General features: G+C 61.2%; 23 protein-coding genes and 1 pseudogene. 4 read left to right on the top strand and 20 right to left on the bottom strand.

Annotated elements, in window-relative coordinates; all coding sequences use genetic code 11:
• Nucleotides 1–36: 36 nt before the first annotated feature.
• From ACFZPT_RS10755 to ubiE, 10 genes and pseudogenes are all read right to left on the bottom strand, one after another.
• Nucleotides 37–999, bottom strand: a pseudogene (locus ACFZPT_RS10755) (methyl-accepting chemotaxis protein); the annotation flags it as partial.
• A 185-nt stretch (nt 1,000–1,184) separates the two neighbouring features.
• The gene (locus ACFZPT_RS10750; protein ID WP_034095480.1) at nt 1,185–1,892 is read right to left on the bottom strand and encodes a 16S rRNA (uracil(1498)-N(3))-methyltransferase; all 708 of its coding nucleotides are present in this window, start codon (nt 1,890–1,892) and stop codon (nt 1,185–1,187) included.
• Nucleotides 1,889–2,680, bottom strand: coding sequence for a twin-arginine translocase subunit TatC (gene tatC / locus ACFZPT_RS10745; protein ID WP_034095481.1), 792 nt, complete (start codon nt 2,678–2,680; stop codon nt 1,889–1,891). Before tatC ends, ACFZPT_RS10750 begins: the two co-directional genes overlap by 4 nt.
• The gene (tatB, locus tag ACFZPT_RS10740) at nt 2,677–3,075 is read right to left on the bottom strand and encodes a Sec-independent protein translocase protein TatB (protein WP_034111411.1); all 399 of its coding nucleotides are present in this window, start codon (nt 3,073–3,075) and stop codon (nt 2,677–2,679) included. Before tatB ends, tatC begins: the two co-directional genes overlap by 4 nt.
• Nucleotides 3,076–3,085: 10 nt before the next feature.
• Nucleotides 3,086–3,364, bottom strand: a complete 279-nt coding sequence (locus ACFZPT_RS10735; protein ID WP_017738835.1) for a twin-arginine translocase TatA/TatE family subunit — start codon at nt 3,362–3,364, stop codon at nt 3,086–3,088.
• Between the two features lie 26 nt (nt 3,365–3,390).
• Nucleotides 3,391–3,723 carry a phosphoribosyl-ATP diphosphatase gene (locus ACFZPT_RS10730; RefSeq protein WP_003209299.1) on the bottom strand — a complete coding sequence of 111 codons (333 nt, stop codon included), beginning with the start codon at nt 3,721–3,723 and terminating at the stop codon, nt 3,391–3,393.
• A 2-nt stretch (nt 3,724–3,725) separates the two neighbouring features.
• On the bottom strand, nt 3,726–4,118 hold the full coding sequence (gene hisI, locus ACFZPT_RS10725) for a phosphoribosyl-AMP cyclohydrolase (RefSeq protein ID WP_034095483.1): 393 nt from the start codon (nt 4,116–4,118) through the stop codon (nt 3,726–3,728).
• Nucleotides 4,119–4,159: 41 nt separating this feature from the next.
• Nucleotides 4,160–5,764 carry a ubiquinone biosynthesis regulatory protein kinase UbiB gene (gene ubiB, locus ACFZPT_RS10720; protein WP_034095484.1) on the bottom strand — a complete coding sequence of 535 codons (1,605 nt, stop codon included), beginning with the start codon at nt 5,762–5,764 and terminating at the stop codon, nt 4,160–4,162.
• Nucleotides 5,761–6,384, bottom strand: coding sequence for an SCP2 domain-containing protein (locus ACFZPT_RS10715; protein ID WP_099313029.1), 624 nt, complete (start codon nt 6,382–6,384; stop codon nt 5,761–5,763). Before ACFZPT_RS10715 ends, ubiB begins: the two co-directional genes overlap by 4 nt.
• Entirely contained in the window at nt 6,384–7,154 is a 771-nt protein-coding gene (ubiE, locus tag ACFZPT_RS10710) for a bifunctional demethylmenaquinone methyltransferase/2-methoxy-6-polyprenyl-1,4-benzoquinol methylase UbiE (RefSeq protein WP_034095486.1), read from the bottom strand. The genes ACFZPT_RS10715 and ubiE overlap by 1 nt, the downstream gene beginning before the upstream one ends.
• A gap of 158 nt (nt 7,155–7,312) precedes the next feature.
• Here ubiE and ACFZPT_RS10705 point away from each other — a divergent pair, with 158 nt between their 5' ends.
• From ACFZPT_RS10705 to ACFZPT_RS10695, 3 genes are all read left to right on the top strand, one after another.
• Nucleotides 7,313–7,588 (top strand): polyhydroxyalkanoic acid system family protein, encoded by a 276-nt coding sequence (locus ACFZPT_RS10705; RefSeq protein WP_034095487.1) that lies wholly within the window; start codon nt 7,313–7,315, stop codon nt 7,586–7,588.
• A 104-nt stretch (nt 7,589–7,692) separates the two neighbouring features.
• Nucleotides 7,693–8,115 carry a phasin family protein gene (locus ACFZPT_RS10700; protein ID WP_034095488.1) on the top strand — a complete coding sequence of 141 codons (423 nt, stop codon included), beginning with the start codon at nt 7,693–7,695 and terminating at the stop codon, nt 8,113–8,115.
• 12 nt (nt 8,116–8,127) lie between these two features.
• On the top strand, nt 8,128–9,057 hold the full coding sequence (locus ACFZPT_RS10695) for a phasin family protein (RefSeq protein WP_099313030.1): 930 nt from the start codon (nt 8,128–8,130) through the stop codon (nt 9,055–9,057).
• Between the two features lie 88 nt (nt 9,058–9,145).
• Here the strand turns inward: ACFZPT_RS10695 and ACFZPT_RS10690 are convergent, their stop codons facing one another.
• The 6 genes from ACFZPT_RS10690 to ACFZPT_RS10665 form a co-directional block, all read right to left on the bottom strand.
• Nucleotides 9,146–9,673: a fimbrial protein gene (locus ACFZPT_RS10690; RefSeq protein WP_047881450.1), complete on the bottom strand. Its 528-nt coding sequence runs from the start codon at nt 9,671–9,673 to the stop codon at nt 9,146–9,148.
• An 18-nt stretch (nt 9,674–9,691) separates the two neighbouring features.
• A complete protein-coding gene (locus tag ACFZPT_RS10685) occupies nt 9,692–10,630 on the bottom strand; it encodes a fimbrial protein (protein WP_256593265.1) in 939 nt (312 codons plus the stop codon).
• A 76-nt stretch (nt 10,631–10,706) separates the two neighbouring features.
• The gene (locus ACFZPT_RS10680) at nt 10,707–13,301 is read right to left on the bottom strand and encodes a fimbria/pilus outer membrane usher protein (protein WP_099313032.1); all 2,595 of its coding nucleotides are present in this window, start codon (nt 13,299–13,301) and stop codon (nt 10,707–10,709) included.
• Nucleotides 13,302–13,352: 51 nt separating this feature from the next.
• Complete coding sequence (locus tag ACFZPT_RS10675) at nt 13,353–14,108, bottom strand: molecular chaperone (RefSeq protein ID WP_099313033.1); 756 nt, start codon at nt 14,106–14,108, stop codon at nt 13,353–13,355.
• A 6-nt stretch (nt 14,109–14,114) separates the two neighbouring features.
• Nucleotides 14,115–14,891, bottom strand: coding sequence for a molecular chaperone (locus ACFZPT_RS10670; RefSeq protein ID WP_034095494.1), 777 nt, complete (start codon nt 14,889–14,891; stop codon nt 14,115–14,117).
• A gap of 4 nt (nt 14,892–14,895) precedes the next feature.
• On the bottom strand, nt 14,896–15,474 hold the full coding sequence (locus tag ACFZPT_RS10665) for a fimbrial protein (RefSeq protein WP_034111416.1): 579 nt from the start codon (nt 15,472–15,474) through the stop codon (nt 14,896–14,898).
• A gap of 317 nt (nt 15,475–15,791) precedes the next feature.
• Here ACFZPT_RS10665 and ACFZPT_RS10660 point away from each other — a divergent pair, with 317 nt between their 5' ends.
• Nucleotides 15,792–16,487 carry a response regulator gene (locus tag ACFZPT_RS10660; protein ID WP_371263971.1) on the top strand — a complete coding sequence of 232 codons (696 nt, stop codon included), beginning with the start codon at nt 15,792–15,794 and terminating at the stop codon, nt 16,485–16,487.
• Nucleotides 16,488–16,503: 16 nt separating this feature from the next.
• Here ACFZPT_RS10660 and ACFZPT_RS10655 read toward each other — a convergent pair whose 3' ends face one another.
• The 4 genes from ACFZPT_RS10655 to phaC (ACFZPT_RS10640) all read right to left on the bottom strand — a co-directional run bounded on the left by ACFZPT_RS10655 (nt 16,504) and on the right by phaC (ACFZPT_RS10640) (nt 21,597).
• Entirely contained in the window at nt 16,504–17,124 is a 621-nt protein-coding gene (locus ACFZPT_RS10655) for a TetR/AcrR family transcriptional regulator (RefSeq protein WP_034095497.1), read from the bottom strand.
• A 27-nt stretch (nt 17,125–17,151) separates the two neighbouring features.
• Complete coding sequence (phaC, locus tag ACFZPT_RS10650) at nt 17,152–18,834, bottom strand: class II poly(R)-hydroxyalkanoic acid synthase (protein ID WP_099313034.1); 1,683 nt, start codon at nt 18,832–18,834, stop codon at nt 17,152–17,154.
• A gap of 88 nt (nt 18,835–18,922) precedes the next feature.
• Complete coding sequence (phaZ, locus tag ACFZPT_RS10645; protein ID WP_034095499.1) at nt 18,923–19,768, bottom strand: poly(3-hydroxyalkanoate) depolymerase; 846 nt, start codon at nt 19,766–19,768, stop codon at nt 18,923–18,925.
• A 149-nt stretch (nt 19,769–19,917) separates the two neighbouring features.
• Complete coding sequence (gene phaC, locus ACFZPT_RS10640) at nt 19,918–21,597, bottom strand: class II poly(R)-hydroxyalkanoic acid synthase (protein ID WP_379555186.1); 1,680 nt, start codon at nt 21,595–21,597, stop codon at nt 19,918–19,920.
• Between the last annotated feature and the right edge of the window lie 161 nt (nt 21,598–21,758).

Here is a 21,758-nt window from a genome sequence, read left to right as displayed (position 1 = left end):
ATCGCTGATACCGCCGATCAACTCACGCAGGCCCACGGTCATGCTTTGCATGGCCCGTTGCAGTTGGCCCAGTTCGTCCTGGCGCAGCGAGGTCAGGTTGTGGCTCAAGTCGCCCGAGGCGACGCGCTCCGCGACTTTGAGGGTCTGCTCCAGCGGGAGGATGATCTGGCGAGTGATGGCCCATGCGGCCGCGAGACCGAAGATCACTGCCAGGATGGTCGCGAGCAGCAACAGGTTTTTTGCGTGGGCGGCGTCGGTGTCGCGCACGACAGTCTGAGAGTCAGTCAGTTTGTTGCTGCGATCAATCAGGATATCGCCTTGGGCGCCCATGATTTTCAGGGCAGCAGCGCTGGCCAATTGGGAGTCCCGGAATTGGCTGACCGCTGCGCGGTAGGCTTGCAACGAGACGCTGGCCTGTCCCAGATTGTTCGAGAATTGATCGCCAATCTGGCCGTTGAGGCTGGCAATTTTCTTGAGGGCGTTATCAATGGCATCCAGCGCGGGCTGTTCGGCTTCGACTTTGCCGCTGTAGGTGTAGCCACGAACCTGGAAGCGGGCCTGCTGAATCAGCTTGCTCAGTTCGACGATGCTGTTGAACTGGCTGACGCTGTCGCCTTGCAATAGAGCCTTTTCAACTTCAGCGACCTTAGCCACCGCGTTGTCGGCGGTATCGCCCAGCTTGCTACGGGCGTTCTCTCGGTTGGCACCGGCTTGTGCCATGGCCTCGAAGGCGCGTTTGTAGGTTTCGACCGCTGCTAGTTGGTCTTCGATCAAGGCGATATCGGCGGGTTGTTCGATCAGTGTGCGCGCGGTTTTAAGGCCGCTGTCCAGTTGCCCCAGCAGCCCGCTGACGGCGGTGGTTCCCTGTTCGCCGCGACGCATTTCATAGTCCAGGCGCGCAATGCGCAAGTCCTTGGTCAAGTCATTGAGGCTGGCGATATAACCCAGTTTGTCCCCTCGGCTGATTACCCCCGACAGCCCGGTCCAGCCAGTGAGCATGATCAATAGGGTCAGCAGCAGCACCAGGCCAAAGCCTACCGCCAGCTTGGTTTTGACACTGACATTCCCCAGTTTTTCGGCTAACCAACGATACATGCTGCAAACTCCCCTGGAACAAGGCTTGGACTTATCCAAGCCTTATCGGCTGCCTAGGGCGTTTCTGTAGGAATCAGCAGTTGGGGGCGTCAGAACAGGCGGGCAAGGAGAGCCGTCACGGCCGTTTCGACGCGCAGGATACGTGCACCGAGTTGCACCGGTTGCAAGCCGGCCTTGGTCAGCAATTCCACCTCGTAGGGGATCCAGCCGCCTTCCGGTCCAATCGCCAGGGTGACCGGTTCATCCAAGCCGCGCGGGCAGGCCGGGTAATCCCCCGGATGACCGATCAGGCCCAAAGTGCCCTCGGTCATGGCCGGCAGACGGTCTTCAACGAACGGCTTGAAGCGCTTTTCGATGATGACCTCGGGCAGCACGGTGTCGCGGGCTTGCTCCAGGCCCAGGATCAGTTGCTCACGGATCGCCTCGGGCTCCAGGAACGGGGTCTGCCAGAAACTTTTCTCTACGCGGTAGCTATTGACCAGCACCACCTTGGGCACACCCATGGCCGCCACGGTTTGCAGCACTCGGCGCAGCATCTTCGGGCGGGGCAGGGCCAGCAATAGGGTCAAGGGCAGTTTGGCCGGCGGCGGCAGGTCGAAGCTGACCTGTAACTCGGCCTCGGCGGCCTCAAGGCGCAGCAGGTGCGCATTGCCCATCAGCCCGCCGATGCGGCCGACGCGCAGGTTGTCGCCCACCGCCGCGCGGTGGACGTCCTGCATATGCACCAGGCGTCGATCCCGCAGGATCACTCGGTCGGCCGCGATAAAGTCGGCGTCTTCCAGCAGCAGCAGGTTCACGGCTGGGTCGCTGGCGGCTGGTCGTCGTCGGCGGGTTGGTCATCCGGGTGGTCGCTGCGCTTGCTGATCAGGCCGCTGAACAGGATGCCGATCTCGAACAGCATCCACATCGGCACGGCCAGCAGGGTCTGGGAGAAGATGTCCGGCGGGGTCAGGATCATGCCGACCACGAAGCAGCCGATGATCACGTACGGGCGGATCTTCTTCAGGTACTGCACATTGACCACGCCGATCCATACCAGCAGCACCACCGCCACCGGGATCTCGAAGGCCACGCCAAAGGCGAAGAACAGCGTCATCACGAAGTCGAGGTAGCTGGTGATGTCGGTCATCATCTCCACGCCAGCCGGGGTGGCGGCGGCGAAGAATTTGAAGATCAGCGGGAACACCAGGAAGTAGGCGAAGGCCATGCCGGTGTAGAACAGCAGGATGCTCGACACCAGCAACGGCACCGCGATGCGTTTCTCATGCTTGTACAGGCCCGGAGCGATAAAGCCCCAGATCTGATGCAGGATCACCGGGATCGCCAGGAACAGCGAGACCATCATCGTCAACTTCAACGGCGTGAGGAACGGCGAGGACACATCGGTGGCGATCATCGTCGCGCCGGCCGGCAGGTACTGGCGCAACGGCGTGGAGACGAACGTGTAGATCTGCTGGGTAAAGGCGAACAGCCCGGCAAAGATGATGAAGATCGCCGCTACGCAACGCAGCAGGCGGGTACGCAGCTCGGTGAGGTGCGAGACCAGCGGCATGTGCTGGTCGTTTTCCGGTTTATCAGCGCTCATGGGGCTCGCGGCGGCAATGTAGGGTCATGGGGAGCGGGCGACGCGGTGGGCGCCGGTACTGGCTCTGGCGGGGTTGGAGCGGTGTCGGCGGCTGGGGCTGGTGCAATGCTGTGTTCAGCCACCGGCTCCACCGGTTTGGCCGGCTCCTGCACGGGCGACAGGATCTTGCGCGCCTCTTGCTCCAACGACAGGATGTGTTCGTTGTGCAGTTGTCGGCGGATCTCGTCCGCGCCGATTTCCCGTTCAACTTCCTGTTTGATGGCGTTGAAACTGCGTTTCAGGCGCCCGATCCACAGCCCGGCCGTGCGTGCGGCACCGGGCAGGCGTTCCGGCCCCAGCACCAACAGGGCCACGAGGCCGACGAGGAGCAGTTCAGAGAAGCTGATACCAAACATTAGTCAGTGCTCACGAGTCTTTGCGGGTCGGCTCTTCGACTTTTTCAGCCTGCACGTCGAAGGTGCGACGCTCGGTGATCGGCTGGGCGGCCTGGGGGTGCACAGGCTGGGCCGGTGGCACCGGATTGGCCGCAGGGTCGGCGGGTTTTTCATCGTCGTTCATGGCTTTGCGAAAGCCCTTGATCGACTCGCCGACGTCGGTGCCGAGGTTTTTCAGTTTCTTGGTGCCGAACACCAGCACCACCACCACCAGAATGACGATCCAGTGTTTCCAGTCAAAAATGCCCATGCTGCAAATCCTCTAATCAACGTTATTCAAGCGGACGGGCGCGAGGCCTTTTCGGCGTGCCCGGACAGGCCGAAGCGACGGTCCAGTTCATCCAGCACGGCCTGCGGATGCTGCCCCAGTTGGGCGAGCATGACCAGGCTGTGGAACCACAGGTCGGCGGTCTCGTAGATCACATCGCTGCAGTCGCCACTGATCTGGGCGTCCTTGGCGGCAATGATGGTCTCGACCGATTCTTCGCCGAGCTTCTCCAGGATCTTGTTCAAGCCCTTGTGGTACAGGCTGGCGACGTAGGAGCTGTCGGCGTCCGCACCTTTGCGGTCCTCCAGCACCTGGGCCACACGGTTCAGGGTATCGCTCATGTTCAGTGTCCTGCGGAGTAAATGGCGTGCGGGTCTTTAAGCACCGGTTCGACCACTTTCCACTCGCCGTCCTCGAAAACGCGATAGAAGCAGCTGTGACGGCCGGTGTGGCAGGCAATGCCGCCGATCTGCTCGACTTTCAGGATGATGACATCCCCATCGCAATCCAGACGCAGCTCGTGCAGGGTCTGCACATGCCCGGACTCTTCGCCCTTGCGCCACAGTTTGCCACGCGAACGTGACCAGTAGATGGCGCGCTGCTCAGCGGCGGTGAGGCTCAGGGCCTCGCGGTTCATCCAGGCCATCATCAGCACGCGCCCGGTCTTATAGTCCTGAGCAATGGCTGGCACAAGGCCGTCACTGTCCCATTTGATTTCGTCCAGCCAGTCTTTCATGTTCGGCTCCGGCAATTTGCAACAGTGTATAACTGGATCGGCTATCGCCGCACAATCAGATAAACACCCACGGCGACCATGATCCCGGCCGGCCAATGGCCCAATTGGTTTAGCGGCCCGCCGATCGCCAGCATCACGCCACCCACCAGATGCGCCGCGCCCAATAGGCGCAGGAACCAGTCGTCCTTGCGTTTTTGCCACGGTGGCGCGGGGTCTTTGGCGTGGGGTTGGGACATGCGCTCAAGCAGGTCACGGGTCATATTGGCCAGGTGCGGCAGCTGTTCGAACTGGCTGTGCAGGTTGCCCAGCATGGTCTTTGGACTCATGCGCTCGCGCATCCAACGTTCCAGGAACGGCTGCGCGGTATTCCACAGGTCGAGGTCCGGGTACAGCTGGCGGCCCAGGCCTTCGATGTTGAGCAGGGTTTTTTGCAGCAGGACCAACTGCGGCTGCACTTCCATATTGAAGCGCCGCGCGGTCTGGAACAGGCGCATCAGTACCTGGCCAAATGAAATATCTTTTAATGGTTTTTCAAAGATCGGCTCGCACACGGTACGGATCGCCGCTTCGAATTCATTGAGCTTGGTCTCCGCCGGCACCCAGCCCGAATCGATGTGCAATTGCGCCACGCGGCGGTAGTCGCGCTTGAAGAAGGCGAACAGGTTGCGCGCCAGGTAATCCTGGTCTTCCGGAGTGAGGCTGCCGACGATGCCGCAGTCGATTGCGATGTACTGCGGGCTCCACGGGTTGACGGTGCTGACGAAGATATTGCCCGGGTGCATGTCGGCGTGGAAGAAACTGTCGCGGAACACCTGGGTGAAGAAAATCTCCACGCCGCGTTCGGCGAGCATCTTCATGTCGGTGCGCTGGTCGGCCAGGGTGGCCAGGTCGGTGACCTGCACGCCATAGATGCGCTCCATCACCAGCACTTTAGGGCGGCACCAGTCCCAATACACTTGCGGCACATACAGCAGTTGCGAGCCTTCGAAGTTGCGCCGCAATTGGCTGGCGTTGGCCGCTTCACGCAGCAGATCGAGTTCGTCGTAGATGGTTTTTTCGTAGTCGGCGACCACGTCCACCGGGTGCAGCAAGCGTGCATCGGCGCTGAAACGCTCGGCGGCGCGAGCGAGGATAAACAGCCATGCCAGGTCCTGGCCGATGATCGGCTTGAGGCCCGGGCGAATCACCTTCACCACCACTTCTTCGCCGGTCTTGAGTTGCGCGGCGTGCACTTGCGCCACGGAGGCCGAGGCCAGGGGCTCGACGTCGAAGCGCCTGAACACCTCGCTGATCTTTTTGCCCAGTTGCTCTTCGATCAGCGCCATCGACTGTTGGGAGTCGAAGGGCGGCACGCGGTCCTGCAACAGCATCAGCTCGTCGGCGATGTCTTCGGGCAGCAGGTCGCGGCGGGTGGAGAGAATTTGCCCGAACTTGATGAAGATCGGCCCCAGGTCCTGCAATGCCAGGCGCAGGCGCGCACCACGGCTGAGCTCCAGCCGTTTGCGGGGCAGCCAGCGCCACGGCAGTACATAGCGCACCGCCAGCAGGAACCATGGCAAGGGCAGGGCGAACAGCAGGTCATCGAGACGGTAGCGGATTACGACGCGCTGGATACGAAACAAACGGCGGACGGCGAGCAGCTTCATGCGTTATCGCTTGGATCAAGGGAACGGCTCAGGCGCTCGAAGCGCGCCTCAAGACGTTCCAGGTCGAGTTTGGCCTTGTCGAGTTCGCGAAAGCGCGCTTGCGCTTCCCGTTGCCCGACCAGAGTGCGCGATTCTTCGCTCAGGTATTCGGCGAGGTTCTGGTTAAGGCTGGCGAATCCCTGCTGGTACCAGCGCGTGCGGCTGCGCACGTGACCGCTGATCAACTGCGTGGCGACGGGGCCGATCCAGCGCGAGAGTTCGTATTCCCAGTCCAGTTCCAGATCCTGCAGCACGGCGGCCAGGTCCATCAGCACCGCGCTGTCGCCTTCCAGCTCAACTTCGGTGCTGTGCAGGATGGCGGTCTTGTTGCGGCTCAGCGCAAGGTGCAGCAGGCTCGATGCCGGCGCACGCAGGGTGCAGTCGGCGTCGGCGGCCCAATGGGTCGCCAGCATCAGGCCTTCATCGCTGGGCAGGATAAACAGCTGCAAGGCGGGGCTGCGGCAGTCGACGGCGATGACGTTGCCGTTAAGGTGTGCGAGCCGCGCCAGGGCAGTGCTGTCCAGGCGCAGCACACGGTTGAGGCCGTGCTCGACGCTGGCGAGAAGACCTTGCAGCAGCATCAGGGCTTGATGCCGCGGTGCAGGGCGACGATGCCCGAGGTCATGTTGTGGTAGGTCACACGGTCAAAACCGGCTTCCACCATCATCGACTTCAGGGTTTCCTGGTCGGGGTGCATGCGGATCGATTCGGCCAGGTAGCGGTAGCTCTCGGCGTCATTGGTGATCAGCTTGCCCATCAGCGGCATGAAGGCAAAGGAGTAGGTGTCGTAGACCTTGGACATCAGCGCGTTGGTCGGCTTGGAGAACTCCAGCACCAACAGGCGGCCACCCGGTTTGAGTACGCGCAGCATCGAGCGGATCGCGTCTTCTTTATGGGTCACGTTGCGCAGGCCGAAGGCGATGGTCACGCAGTCGAAATGGTTGTCGGGGAACGGCAGCTTTTCAGCGTCGGCCTGGACGAATTCGATATTGCCGGCCACGCCTTTGTCGAGCAGACGGTCACGGCCGACCTTGAGCATCGAACCGTTGATGTCCGCCAGCACCACCTGGCCAGTCGGGCCGACGAGCTTGGAGAACTTGGCGGCCAGGTCGCCCGTGCCGCCGGCGATGTCCAGCACGCGATTGCCGGGGCGTACGCCCGACAATTCGATGGTGAAGCGCTTCCACAAGCGGTGCATGCCGCCGGAAAGCACATCGTTCATCAGGTCGTACTTGGCGGCTACAGAGTGGAACACCTCAGCGACTTTTTCCGCTTTCTGGCTTTCCGGGACGTTCTTGAAGCCGAAGTGAGTGGTGGGTTCGGCATCGCTGCCTTTGCGCTGATCAGTCATATCGCTGTCACCAAAAGAGAATGCGGCACATGATAATCCCCAAGGCTTGCTTTGTCTTGGCAAGGCTGCAGGTAAGATAGAAGGGCGCCGAGACGTTTTGCCGCATTCACGTTGTGCAAGTCTCTATTTTTCAAGTCTCTGCAAGAGGAATCATCGCAATGGCCCGTATCACCGTTGAGCGTGCACACTCCCTGGGTAAAGAAGGCGCACGGGCAAAGGCCGACAAGTTGGCGAACAAACTCAAGGAAAAATATGGCCTGGAGTCGTCATGGTCTGGCGATACCTTGAGCCTCAAGCGTTCCGGGGTTAAAGGCACCGTACTTGTGGCTGACGATTCGCTGCGTATCGATGTGGAACTTGGCCTATTGATGTCCGCCATGAGCGGCACCCTCAAGTCCGAAATCGAAAAAGCCCTGGACAAAGCCTTGGCCTGACTTCTTAGGGTTAGGGTGCCGATTCTAATTTTTCCTCCTACTTTGTGCCCAAGCCCACAACTCCTGCGGGCCGTTCCTCCCCCCTATTCTGTGTGAGGTGCACCATGGCCAACGTTATCCTGAAGAAAAAAATCGACACTCCAACCCGCGCCCTGAGCGATGTTAAATCCTACGCGCGCAAGATCTGGCTGGCGGGCCTGGGGGCCTATGCGAAGGTCGGCAGTGAGGGCAGCGAGTATTTCAAAGAGCTGGTTAAGAGTGGTCAAGATATTGAAAGTAAAGGCAAAAAAGTTGCCGTTGAACAACTTGATGCCGCCAACAGTCAGATTGACCAAGTAAAGAGTAATGTCACTGCGGTCAAAGGTCGGGTAGAAGTTCAGCTGGATAAAGTTGAAAAAGCTTTTGATACTCGCGTTGCAAGTGCCTTGAATCGAATCGGCATTGCGTCTAAACATGACGTGGAGACACTCTCTGCTAAGCTCGAAGAGCTGACGGCATTGCTCGAACGTGTCGCGCGTAAACATTAAGGAGACAACGGGATGGCTGTTAAAAAGAATACTCAGAAAGAAGGCAGCTCGTGGATCGGGGAAGTTGAAAAATACTCCCGTAAGATCTGGCTTGCTGGTTTAGGCGTGTACTCGAAGGTCAGCAGTGATGGCGGCAAGTACTTCGAGACCTTGGTTAAAGACGGCGAAAAAGCCGAGAAGTTGACCAAGACCACCGTTGGCAAGAAAGTCGATGCGGCCAAGGCCAGTGCAGGTTCGGCCAAGGCAAGCATTTCCGACACCTGGGGCAAGTTGGAAGAGACCTTCGACAAGCGCCTCAACAGTGCCATTTCGCGCTTGGGCGTACCCAGCAAAGCGGAGCTGAAGACGTTGCACAGCAAGGTCGACACGCTGACCAAGCAAATCGAAAAACTCACCGGCGCTAAAGTGGCACCCGTGAAAACCGCCGCCGCCAAACCTGCGGCCAAAACCGCAGCGGCTAAACCGGCCGCAAAAACTGCCGCCAAGCCATTGGTGAAAGCCGCCGCCAAACCTGCAGCAAAAACCGCGGTCAAGGCGCCGGCGAAAGCGGCGGCCAAGCCTGCGGCCAAAACCGCAGCAGCCAAGCCGGCTGCAAAAGCCGCCGCTAAACCGGTCGCTGCCAAAGCGGCTGCCAAGCCTGCGACCAAAGCCGCCGCCAAGCCTGCAGCCAAACCAGCAGCTAAGGCTGCGGCGAAACCGGCCGCCAAGCCTGCGGCGAAAACCGCAGCGGCCAAGCCCGCCGCCAAACCTGCTGCCAAGCCCGCCGCAGCGAAGAAGCCCGCCGCCGCCAAAAAACCTACGGCCGCCAAACCAGCAGCGGCAACCAAACCTGCAGCTCCAGCATCCACCGCCTCTACAGCCAACTCGGTCTCCGCGCCGACGCAGGCTGCCGCTACCCCGACTGCAACGCCGGCTACCCCGACGCCTTCCAGTCAGTCCTGATTTTTCCGGGACATCCAAAAATACCCGGCCTGCGAAGGTCGGGTTTTTTTGTACCCGCTGATCTTTGCCGGCAACAACGCCAGCGCCATCAGTTGTAAGTGATCGAAACGGTAACGGCGCTGGCCAGACTGCCGTGGGTGAGGGGTTCCCCGGTTTTGTGGTACGCCGCCGTAAGCGGCATCACTGCTTTATTGCCGGCAGTTGCGATGCTACGGCTGCGCTGGTCCACGGTGCCGTTGGCGGGGATGGCATACGCGGGGGAGCCGCGGTGTATGAGCTGCAGGGCTGTTCCCCCCGAGGTCCCGGTATTGGAAAACAGTTGGGCGTTCCCCGTTGAAGGGGTGCCGGAGAACAGAAAAATCACAGTATTGATATCCGACTCGCAGTCGGCGGAAATCTCGAAATCAAACGCGCCCGTACTGGCCGCCGTATCGAAGTCCGAGACCTTGATGGTGGGCAAGGTAATGGTGCGGTTCTCATCGCCGGCCGCCAGGTTGCAGGTGCCGGCGTTGATCTGGCCGACAAAAGTCAAAGTCCCCGTGGTGGCGGCCTGAACCCCATGGCTGGCCACGCCCACAGTGATTGCCAGCCAAACCGCCGGCGCGCGAATGTTCATCGCATGATCCTCAATCGGTCAGTCATAGGTGATGTGTACGGTCACGGTGCTGATGAAGGTGCCTTGAGTGACCGTGCCGTTCTTGTGATAAGCGCTACCGAGTGGCAGCACGGCGCGGTTGCCCGAGACCGCCAGCGTGCGTGTGTCTTCGGTGCCGTTGGCGAGAATGTTCTGCACGCCGCCGCCGAGGCGTGAGTACAGCCAGAGCGCAACGCCTGCGGCGCTGCCCGTGTTGGCGAAGATCCGATCATTGCCCGGTGCCGGAGCCCCGGAAAAACGGAACGTGACGTTCATGGCATCGCTGCATTGCGCGGTCAGCTCGAAGTCCCGTCCGCCAACGACAGTCTGGGTGTCGAATGCACGGACTTGCACCGGCTCGAACAGGATCGTGCGGTTGACGTCACCGGCGTCCAGGTTGCAGGTAGGCGTAGGGGCGACAAAACGCACCGATGTATTGAGCAGCAAGTGAAAGCGGCCTTTGCCGCCGTCCCAACGATCTTCAACCAGGCTTCCACTGGTCAGCGTGCCGCTGGTGACGGGCCCGGTCTTGAAGAACAACGCCTCCGCGCTGACATTGCTGTACAGCGGCAACGCATTGCTCTGACTGAACGGGGGCGAGGTGTGCAGTTGATGGGGGTAAACCAGTCCTCTGTGATTACGCACCAGCACGCGTATGCCGACCCCTGGCACACCGGTGTGATACGCCGTGACGCCTGCGCCCGGCACCATCGCCGAGTCGGTGAAGCGCCCGATAATCTGCCTGGGGGTCGAAGTACGGCAGTTGAGTTCAAAGCTGGGCGCGATGCCGTTGAAAGCCTGCCGGATAATCAGGCTGCCCACGGGAAGGCTGGCGGGAACGGTGATGGTGTCCGGTAGGGACAGGCCGTGCTCGGAGTTGGGATATAGCCGACACTCAGCAAGCACCGTGACCGGCGCCCCGACTATCAGCAGGAGCAAACAACATCTAACAGTGTGCGTCATGGGCAACCTCGTTATCAGAAGCCGGGTATCAAGGGGCGCGTGATCATGCCGTTCAGCCGCTTGCATCGCGCTCGGCCGCTGGCGGCTGCGCGGCGAGGTCGGCACCGACCTGGCACAGGCCAGCGTTCAGATGCCGCATGCGCTGCTTGTTCTGCGCCGTGGCCGCGATGGCGGCGTTATAGGTAAACCAGCAAGTGGCAGTGGCGGTTGAACCCCACTTGACGGTCAATTTGCCCCGCGCCCGGGAGACCCGGACAAACGCCTTTCCACCTTGGCCGACGATCCCGACACTGGCGCCGTCTTCATCGAATACATCCGAACCGAACGGCAATGGGCTGCCGTCCTCGCGCTGTGTGGTGATCAACAAGGCTTGGCCGCTGACCGTCTCGAATTGCAGCTTCACCACCGAGCCGGCGCGGGGCGCGACGTTGCGCGCTGCGGTCTTGAGTTCGACATCCACGGACAAGTCCTTGGGGTCCAGCTCGACCACGTTCTGTCGATAGGGCGTGAGGTGGCTCACCACGGCCTGGCCGTCCTTGCCGACGTGGGCGGCGTGGTTGCCATTGATCCTCGCGCCCTGGGCGTCGGGTGCCTGGACGATCCCCAGGGTGTCGCCCAGCTCCGGGGCGAAGATCAGGCCGTCGGCGTGCGCAACCAGGCCGCCGGTCATGCCCAGCGATGTCGAGCGGTACGCCTCGCTGTGGCCATAGCTGGCGGACAACACGCCATAATCGGCCTGGTATTTCATATCGGCACTCTGGGTGTTGCCGCTGCCCTGGGTGCGGCTGGTGCTCAGGCCGTAGCTCAGTTGATTGTGCTCGCCCCAACTACCGCCCAGGCTGATCCGCTCGCCGCTGTTGTGGTCTCCACGGTAGGCCGTACTGGTCAGAGTAGGCGTATGCGTGCCGCTGCCCAGCGGCAGGCTCAGGGTCAAATCCAGCTGTTGATCGACCTCACCACTCAGCACATCACGGCCGCGCTGAACGCTGAGGGTGTAGTGGAGGTTTTTCCAGTGGCCGCTGTAGCCGGCACTGAAGGTCAGGTTGCCCCCTGAACGGTTCCAGTAGTGTTGCGAAGAACCGGTCACATACACCGAGCCGTGGCTCAGGCTTTGATTAAGGCTGATATCCATCCTGTCGCGCAGGCGTGACACGTTGTCCAGGTCGCGTCCGTCCAGGGCATGGTCGCGCAGTTGCGCGGCATCGCCCGCCGTCAGAAAACCGGAGGTGGAGTAACGGTAAGCGCCGAGGGTGAAGTGGGTGCCGCTGTCGGCGAAATTCTTGCTGTAGCGCAGTTGCACGCTGTGCCCGCTGCGCGAGCCATGCTTCGGAATGTCGGCGCTTGAGTGTGTCAGGTCCACGGACAATGCGCCCAATGGCGTGTTGAATGCCGCGCCTGCCAATTGGGCGCGGTAGTCCTCGCCCAGCATCGCGCCGGTGTAGCCGGTCAGCAGATTGCTCAGACCCTGTTGGTAAGTGGCCTGCATCAACTTGGGCGGATGGCGCAGCCCCAGCTCATCCACCTGGCCGATACTTAGCGTGTAGCGCCGGTAGCCCGGTCGCAGCAAGTGAGCATTGGCGGCGAACGGCACGATAAACGCGCGCTGGCGACCGTCGGCCTCGGTGATCGTCACACTCAGGTCGCCTCCGTAACCGGTCGGGAAAAACTCGTCGAGCACAAAGGGGCCGGGCGCCACGGACACTTCGCTGAGCAACACACCACGTTGACGCACGCTGACACGGGCATTGGTTTCGGCGACACCGCGCACCACCGGCGCGAAGCCGGTCATGGAATCCGGCAGCATCCGGTCATCGCTGAACAGGCTGATGCCGCGCAGGCGAATGCTGTCGAAAAGTTCGCCGGGGGTATGGATTTCACCGGCCATCAGTTGTGATCGCCACCGACTCAGTTCGCGCTGCACATAGGTGGCGTTGCTCTGATAGCCAGCGGCGCCGAGGCTGTGGCTGTAGCTGCCGTTATGTCGCCAATGCCAATCGCCCAGGTTGAGCCCGGTGTTCAGGCCCATGTAGTGGGAGTCCAGCGAGCGGCCGTTGGTGCGAGTGGTAAAGGTGTTGGCGTTGTAGCGCACGAACGCTGCGTCCACGCCACTTTCCCAGTGCCTGGGGTCGACGTAGCCACGCGCTTGGCGCGTCAGGTAAACCTGGGGGATCTGCAGGTCCAGGCGCGTTTCGCCGATATCGAACTGGCTGCTGGCGCCGGGTAGATAGCTGGCGATCTCGGCGCAACGGTCAAACGGTTTGCGCGGGCCGGGTGTTTGTTGGTCGGCACTGTCGACCTCGATACCGAAGCGTTGCAACGCCTCACGTTCCAGGCACAGCTGTGCCGACGGCTGACCCTGGACGGCGATAAACGTGACGCTCTCGCGCCCGAGCCACTGACCGTTGAGGTACACCTCTGAACGGTAGGTGCCTGGCAACACGACGTTGCCCTGGCTGAATTTCGCGATATCGACCTGCAAGCCTGCCGCGCCATCGGCAAAGAAAGCCGGGTTGAACTCCACATACTCGGCGCCGTGGGCGTCCATCGCCTCGGCGCTGCTCACCAGCAGCAGGCTACGCATTGTCAGACTCAAACCACGGCGTGCCAGGGGCGCACTGCGGACGCCGGTGGGCGTGATCGCACTCATTGTTAAGCGTTTCCAAAAACAGGTGTTGCTCGGCTCCCGGCATAGGGAGGGTCATGGGGCGACCTTGGCGTTGTGGAGGACCTTCACCCCGAAATCGTCCAGCGTCTGGAATTCCACGCTGGCCGTAGCTCCAGGCGGCGCTTTGAGGTCAGGCAGATCGAAGCGGGTGCGAGCGCCGGGCATCACCATATTGCCGGCCCCGGAGGCAGCGGCTTGGCACCCATGGCGTTGCCCGGCGACTTGCACCTCGACGCGCTCGAAGGTCACCAGGTAAGGGGTCGGGTTGAACACTTCCACCGCCTCGCCGTAGGCGCTCGACACGCGGCGCCACTGCAACTTGGCGGGCGCGGCCTCGGCACCGTGGGGCAGGCCCGGGGGACGCAGGATCAGCTTGATCCGTGTGCGAAACGCCAGTTGCAGCTGGTTACTGGGCTGGACGCCTCGCGCCTGCGCCGGCACCTCCAGCACGTTGAACCAAAACAGGCTCTCCTGCGCTGGCGGCAACTCTTCGCCGGTGTAAGCCACGCGTACGACCTGCTGTTTACCCGGCTCCATGCGAAAGATCGGTGGCGTGACCACGAACGGGATGTCGGCCAGTTCTGGCGTCGAATGTTCGTCGCCGTTGTCGAGCCAGGTCTGGATCAGCACCGGTACTTGGTTCCTGCTTTCAAGCCTGACGGTGACTTCCTTGTGGGACTGCGGATAGATAATCCGTGTGCTGCTGATCACCACGCTCGCCTGCGCCGATAGCGCGACGACCATGGCGCACAGGGCTGCCACGGTGTGTCGAATCGAAAGAGTGGACATGGGCGGTCATCCACCAGACGTGTGGCTGAGGCCCGCCACATGGCGCACGCGGGCGCCGAAGTCGCTGATGCTGGTGAACTCGACCTGAGCGGCGCCGTGCGGACGCTGCTGCAGGGTCGGCAGCACAAAGCGTTTTACGTCGCCGGCGGGCAGCAGCAGGCTGTCGTCGGCCGCTTGGCTCGGTGCCTTGCTGAAGCGCTTGCCGGCGCTGAACAACATCACCGGGCCGAGCGATACGTGATACGGCGTCGGGTTGGTGACTTGCAGGGCAAACCCGCGCTCATGGGGGACCAGCGTCCATTGCAGTTTCGAGGCCGCGCGCTCCACCGGATAGGGCAGAGCCGGTGGGCGCAGGAATACCCGCAGGCGGGTGCGGAACGACAGTTGGATCTGATTGTTCTGCGCGGCATCCACGGCACGCGGCGGCACTTCAAGTACATTCAGCCAGAACAACCGTTCACGCGCTTCGGTCAGCGGCTCGCCGGTATAGCGCAGGCGCAGGGCCTGTTGCTGGCCCGGCTCGATGCGGAAGATTGGCGGCGACACGCTGATCGGCGTGAGTGCGGTGGCCGGCGTCGAGTGTCGATCACCGCTGTCCAGCCAGGTTTGCACCAGCGCCGGGCGGTTGCCACGGTTCTCCAGACGCACGACTACTTCCTGCTGTTCGGCCGGGTAGACCACTCGCGTACCGTGGATGATCACGCCGGCCTGGCCGGCTGACGTCCACCACGACAACAGACTGAAGGCCCAGGTGACCAGCACCCGTCGGGTTTGGCTGCTCATGGCGTTACTCGGCGTACTCGATCATAAAGCCGACCCGCGTGTTGACCTTGCCCTCGGTGGCCGGTCCGCTCGCATACAGTTGTGCCGCCAGCGGGATGATTGCCTGGTTATCGGCGATCACCACGCTCTCGGATTTTTCGCTGTAGACATTGATCGGCGAGCCGCTACGGCTGGTGACTTCGACCTGCACATTCTTGGCGTTGGTGGTGTCGGCCGGGTCGTCATGACCATCGATGTTCAGGCGTCCGGTAGCCACGTCGATGGCGGGGCTGGTTGGGTCGAACGCGACCATGGCGATGCGCCCGTTGGTGCAACTGCCTTCTCCGGGCGCGCCAATGCGAATGGTAAAACCGGTCAGGTTGGCGCGGCTGCCAGCGGTGGCCAGGCGCGCTGCCGAGACGCCACCCAGGTTGACGTCTTTGACCACCGCGCCACTGCCCGGCGCCGCACCTTCGACCGTGCAGGTCACATCGGTGACCAGCCCGCTGAAATTGATCACGCCGTCGACGGCGAACGCAGCGTGGGGGAGTGCGGCGGCCAAGGCCAGTAGGGCTGCGACGGGGGAAAGAATATTGACGTTCATGGTATTTCCAGGGGTGATTGATCGATAAGGGGCCTCGGTGGATGTGAATAATTTGTATCTAAAAGTTAATGTGTTCTATAGCGAAGCCACGACTTTTAGTTCGAGATAGTTCGAAACGGTGCTGTTTTAATTATGGTTTTTTGCAAGTCTTGTTCGAGCTGTGAAAGTTGCTGTAAGCGCTGTCCGTCAGGGGCTTCTGTAGGGCGTATCGATATCCGTTGTGCGGCGATATTGAACCCTGTGTAGGCCTGGGCTATACCGGGCTGGTAATAAGGGTGGATTGTGTAGATCGTTGCGTTACTTATGCGGGTGTCTGTATGCCTACTTCAACTAGTCATGCGTATACCGTCATGTTGTTGGATGACCACGAAATGGTTCGGCAAGGTATTGAGCTGGGCCTGAGTGGAGCGTCCGATATCAAGGTGATCGGTTCTTTTGCCACGGGCCGGCAATTGCTGGACGCACTTGCCCGGCAATCGGCGGATGTCGTGGTGATGGACTTCATACTGGCACCGGCGGAAATCGATGGGCTCAGCCTGCTGCAGGCGCTGAACCGTCGTTTCAGCCAGTGTCGACCATTGATTGTATGTTCCCACTACACGCCTGCGACGGTATCGCTGTCGTTGAAAGCGGGATGCTGGGGCATCCTCGGTAAAACCCAGAACTTGACCGAGTTGATCAGCGCCATTCGAACCGTCGCCCAAGGAAGGATTTATTTACAGCCCTGCATGGTGCCGGCATTGCAGGGTACGCAATCGGTGTGGGAGGCCATCAGCCAAAAAAACACCACGGATTTTGCATCGCCATTACGCTTGAATGCCTGCCTTACTCCAAAAGAACAGGAAGTACTGCGCTGTTTTCTGGATGGCATGTCGGTGAACTCGATTGCCGCCAAGTTCTCGCGCAGCGCCAGTACCATCAGCACGCAAAAACAATCGGCTTATCGCAAGTTGGGTATCAGGAACGACAGTGAGTTATTCAAGTTCACTCAACAATTCGGCGCGCTGGGCTGATGCTCACCGAGCAGCGTTAAATGTGATCGTCCAGATAACGCAGCGCCAGACGCTCCGTGGCCTGTCGCGCCGGCATCAACAGATGCGGCGCCACCAGCATCATGATCTGGTAAACGACCACCCGCACCTCGCCCTCGCGATCGAGAATGCGCTGGTAATCCAGGGAAAACAGCAGGGTGAGGGTGATCTGTTCCACCAACTGCCCCAGCGCCTGGGTATCGCTGACCAACTGCCCAGCCGCCTTCAAGCGTGCCAGCAGTGACGCCAGGGTGCGCTTGAGCGCCGTAAGCAGGTTGCGAATGCCCTTGGCCAGCTTGGGCAGGCGCCCGGCCAGGTTTGACAGGTCCTGGAACAGAAAACGGTAGTGGGCCATGCGCTCAATGATCAGGTGCAGGAACAGCCAGTAGTCCTGGGGCTCCAGTTGCGCGTCGGCCGGTGGGTCGAGCAACGGCGCCAGTTCATTCTGAAAGCGCTCGAACAACCCCAGCACCAAGGGTTCCTTGCCATGGAAGTGGTAGTAGAGGTTGCCGGGGCTGATCCCCATTTCATTGGCCACCTCCATGGTCGACACGTTCGGTTCGCCCTTGTGGTTGAACAACTGCAGGGCACATTCAAGGATACGGTCGCGGGTCTTCATCCAGTCTTCTTTATCTGATCGTTGAGCTCAGCGCACCCGCACATAGGTGCCCGGCGCCGCTTCCATTGGTGGGTAATTCTGGTTGCCCAGGGCGGTCAGGGTTTCGCGCTGCACGCCCGAGCGTTGCTGGATCCATGCCAGCCACTGCGGCCACCAACTGCCTTCGACATGGTTGGCGTCGTAGTACCAGGCGCGCGGGTCGCTGCTTAGCTTGGGGTTTTCGACGTAATTGGCCTTGGGGTTGCCAGGCGGGTTGAGGATGCTCTGGATATGCCCACTGTTGGACAGCACGAAGCGCCGCTCGCCACCCAGCAGTTGCGTGGAGCGATACACCGCATCCCAGGGCGTGATGTGGTCGTTGATGCCAGCCACGCTGAAGCTGTTCACCGTGACCTTTTGCAAGTCGATCGGCGTGCCGCACACCTCCAGGCCGCCGGGATGGCTCAGTGGGTTGTGCTTGAAAAAATCCAGCAGGTCGCCGTGCAAGGCGGCGGGCAGGCGCGTGTTGTCGTTGTTCCAATACAGAATGTCGAACGCCGGCGGTTGCTTGCCCAGCAGGTAATTGTTGATCCAGTAGTTCCAGATCAGGTCGTTGGGGCGCATCCAGGCAAACACCTTGGCCATGTCGCGGCCGTCCAGCACACCTTGTTGGTAGGACCGACGTTTGGCCGCTTCCAATGTTTGCTCATCGGCGAATAGGGTGGCGGGGCTGTCGATCTGGCTGTCCAGCAGGCTCACCAGGTAGCTGGCGCTGGAGATGCGGCGCAGCTGGCGCTTGGCTTGCAGATGGCCTTGCAGCGCGGCGATGGTCAGGCCGCCGGCGCAGGCGCCCATCAGGTTGACCTCCCGCGCGCCGGTAATGGCCCGGCACACGTTGAGCGCTTCTTCCAACGCCGCCACGTAGGTGGACAGGCCCCACTCGCGATGCCGCACATCCGGGTTGCGCCAACTGACAATAAAGGTCTGCAGGCCGTTTTTGAGCGCGTATTGCACGAAGCTGTTGGCCGGGCTCAGGTCGAAGATGTAGTACTTGTTGATTTGCGGCGGCACCACGAGCAGCGGCCTGGCGTACTGTTTCTCGCTCATGGGTTTGTACTGGATCAACTCCAGCAGCTCGTTGCGAAACACCACCGAGCCGGGCGTGGTGGCCAAGGTTTTACCCACTTCAAATGCCTGTTTGCTCACTTGGCGCGGCAGGCCATTGTTGTGCAGCAAATCGTCGAACAGGTTGCTCACCCCGCGCACCACGCTATTACCCCCGGAGTTGAGCAGCTCCTTGACGGCCAAGGGGTTGAGCAAGGTGTTGGAGGGCGACACCGCATCGTTGAACAGCGACAAGGCAAAGTGCGCCCGGGCCCGGTCGTCGTCGCTCAGGGTGCTGTCGTCGATCCAGTGGCGGGTCTGTTTCTGCCAGCTCAGATACGCCTGAAGACTGCGCCGATAAAGTGGGTTGAGCTGCCAGGTGGGGTCGACGAAACGGCTGTCGCGGGGGTTGGGCTCATGCACGGTCTCGCCCAGCAGAACGCGACCCAGTTGCCCACCCAGGGCCAGGGCGTGACGGGCGGTATGCACCGGGTTACGCAAACCGTGGGCGGCCACGCTGCGCAGGGTCGACAGCAGGTCGCGGCCTCTCAGCCCGGTGATCGCATTTTGCGCATTGATGAACGCGGCGGGGGTGGGCGCCGGGTTCGTCACGGGTCTTTCTCGCATGAGCCAACACTCCTTCGTCTAGCCATCAACAGGCACGCCAATTCAGAACCATAGTCGGTTCCTGGCAAGTTGCGCGGCGGTGTGGTCCTTACACCGCGGGGCGTGGGTGAATCACTGCGCGCAGGCGTTCCTCCTCCAGGAATTTCATGATGATCGGCGCCACGGCTTCGGCCCGGGTGATCAAAAACAAGTGGCCATCATCGATGATGTGCAACTGCGCGTTGGGGATGCGCCAGGCGAGCATGCGCATATTGACCAGCGGGATCAGCGGGTCGTCGTCGCCGGCCAATACCAGGGTGGGTTGGCGGATCTTGTGCAGCCAATGGATGCTGGTCCAGCCCAGTCCCGCGAACAACTGCCAGTAGTAGCCGAGCTTGCCGGCCGAACGCACTTTGCTGGCATGTTCGGCGGCCAGCTTCGAATCGCGACGGAACGAGCCGCCGTAGATCATCGGTGCAATGCGCACCACATGGGACGGCTGGATATAGCGGCGCGGGCTCGCCATCAGCCACAGCACTTTCGGCTTGCCCGGCACCATCACCGCGCCCGCCGCCGTCGCCGCCAGGATCAGCTTCTTGCAGCGCTCCGGGTAGTCATAGGCGAACTGCTGCGCCAGCGCGCCGCCCCAGGACACGCCGACGGCATTCACCTGGCCGTAGTCCAGGTAATCAAGCATGCGCGCGGTGAGCTTGGCCAGGCCAGGGAAGCGGTACGGCCGGCTGGGCGTCGAGGAACCGCCCACTCCCGGTACGTCGAAAGCAATGACCTCCAGGTCCGGGTCCAGAGCCTGCACGAACGGAAACACCAGCTCCAGGTTGGCGCCGATGCCGTTGAAGATCAGCAACGGCGTCAAGTGAGGCTTGCCCGGACGTACCGCCGTGCGGATGGTCTGGCCATCCAGGTCGATGGTACGGAAGATGAACGGTTGCGCCATGCTCAAGCCCTGTGAGATGTGACGGTTGGAATGCAGGCCGAATGTGGGAGGGGGCTTGCCCCCGATTGCAATTGATCAGCCAATGGATCGGATGACCGACACACGGTCATCGGGGGCAAGCCCCCTCCCACGTGTGACCCCATTTCAATTCAGCGTTCGTGTACGTAAGTCCCCGGGGCTGCTTCTGCTGCTGCGTAGGTTTTATTGCCTAATAGCGTCGGCGCCTTCTTCAATTTGCCCGCCCGCTCGGCCTGCCACGCTTGCCAGTGTAGCCACCAGGAATCGGTGTGCTTGGTGGCGTTTTCCTGCCATTGCAGGGCCGTGCTCGCCAAGCCGTCGCTGGTCTGGTAGCGCGCCTTGGGGTTGCCCGGCGGGTTGAGGATGCTCTGGATATGCCCGCTACTGGACAACACGAACTCCACGTTGCCGCCAAACAACTGCGCCGACTTGTAGCAGGACTGCCAGGGGTTGATGTGGTCGTTGGTGCCGGCCAGGGCGTAGATATCGGCGGTCACTTGCTTGAGGTCGATCGGCGTGCCGCACACTTCCAGAGCGTTGGGGCGAACCAGCGGGTTGTTCTTGAACAGTTCGATCAGGTCGCCATGGAATGCCGCGGGTAAACGCGTGGTGTCGTTGTTCCAGAACAGGATGTCGAAAACCGGCGGTTCGTTGCCCAGCAGGTAGTTGTTGACCCAGTAGTTCCAGATCAGGTCATTGGGACGCATCCAGGCGAACACCTTGGCCATGTCGCGACCTTCCAATACCCCGGCCTGGTAGGAGTGGCGCTTGGCCGCTTCCAGCGTCTGCTCGTCGACGAACAGCGCCACCTGGGTGTCGAGGGTGGTGTCGAGCACGCTCACCATCAGGGTCAGGGCGTTGACCTTTTTCTCGCCCAGCGCCGCGTAATGGCCCAGCAGCGCCGTGCAGGTGATACCACCGGAGCAGGCGCCGAGCATATTGATGTCTTTGCTGCCGGTGATCGCGGTGACCACATCGACCGCTTCCTTGAGCGCCTCGATATAGGTCGACAGGCCCCACTCGCGCTGGGCCTTGGTCGGGTTGCGCCAACTGATGATGAACGTTTGCTGGCCGTTGCGCAGGCAGAAACGCGCCAGGCTTTTATCCGGGCTCAAGTCGAATACATAGAATTTGTTGATCTGCGGCGGCACCACCAGCAGAGGGCGTTCATGCACTTGTTCGGTGATCGGTTTGTACTGGATCAACTCCAGCACATCGTTGCGAAACACCACCGCGCCTTCGGAGGTGCCCAGGCTCTTGCCCACTTCAAAGGCGCCCATGTTCACCTGGCTCGGCATGCCGCCGTTGTGCACCATGTCCTTGGCCAGGTGGGACAGGCCATCGAGCAGGCTTTTGCCGCCGGTTTCGAAGAAGCGTTTGACCGCCGCCGGGTTGGCCGCGCTGTTGGTGGGGGCCATGGCTTCGGTCATCAGATTGATCACGAAGTGGCCGCGGCTGATGTCCTGTTCCGACAGGTTGCTGTCGCCGATCCAGTCGTGCAGTTCCTTGCGCCACGCCAGGTAGGTTTGCAGGTAACGTTTGTAGAGCGGGTTCTGGCTCCAGGCCGGGTCGTGAAAGCGACGGTCATCGCTTTCCGGCGCCAGCGCTGATTTGCCGAACATGACGTTTTTCAGTTCCACCCCGAAATGGGCGACATGCTTGACGCTGTGCAACGGTTGCTTGATGGCTTGGGTCAGCACCATCTTCGCCGAGGCCAATAAATCCTTTTTGCGTAACGCGATGATCGGGTTCAACCCCAGGGTGTTCTCCGAGGCCTGGCGTTTCAAGTCATCGTTGTTCTTGTTACTCATCTACGACGCTCCATTGTCCGAAAGACGAGTACCGGCTACCGCTGCGCACCAAGTTTCGATACACAACACAAGCCAGGTACTGCGACTCGGGTGACCGTTGATACCGCATCGTCAAATGCAGGGAACTTGCCAGTTCCATTGGTTACCCGAGTTTAATTTTT

The sequence above is a fragment of the Pseudomonas sp. MD330_10 genome, from assembly GCF_042610415.1.
GTDB classification, from domain to species: domain Bacteria; phylum Pseudomonadota; class Gammaproteobacteria; order Pseudomonadales; family Pseudomonadaceae; genus Aquipseudomonas; species Aquipseudomonas rhodesiae.
Note: the sequence above shows the minus strand (reverse complement) of the source record. Positions and strands in the feature narration are given on the sequence as shown.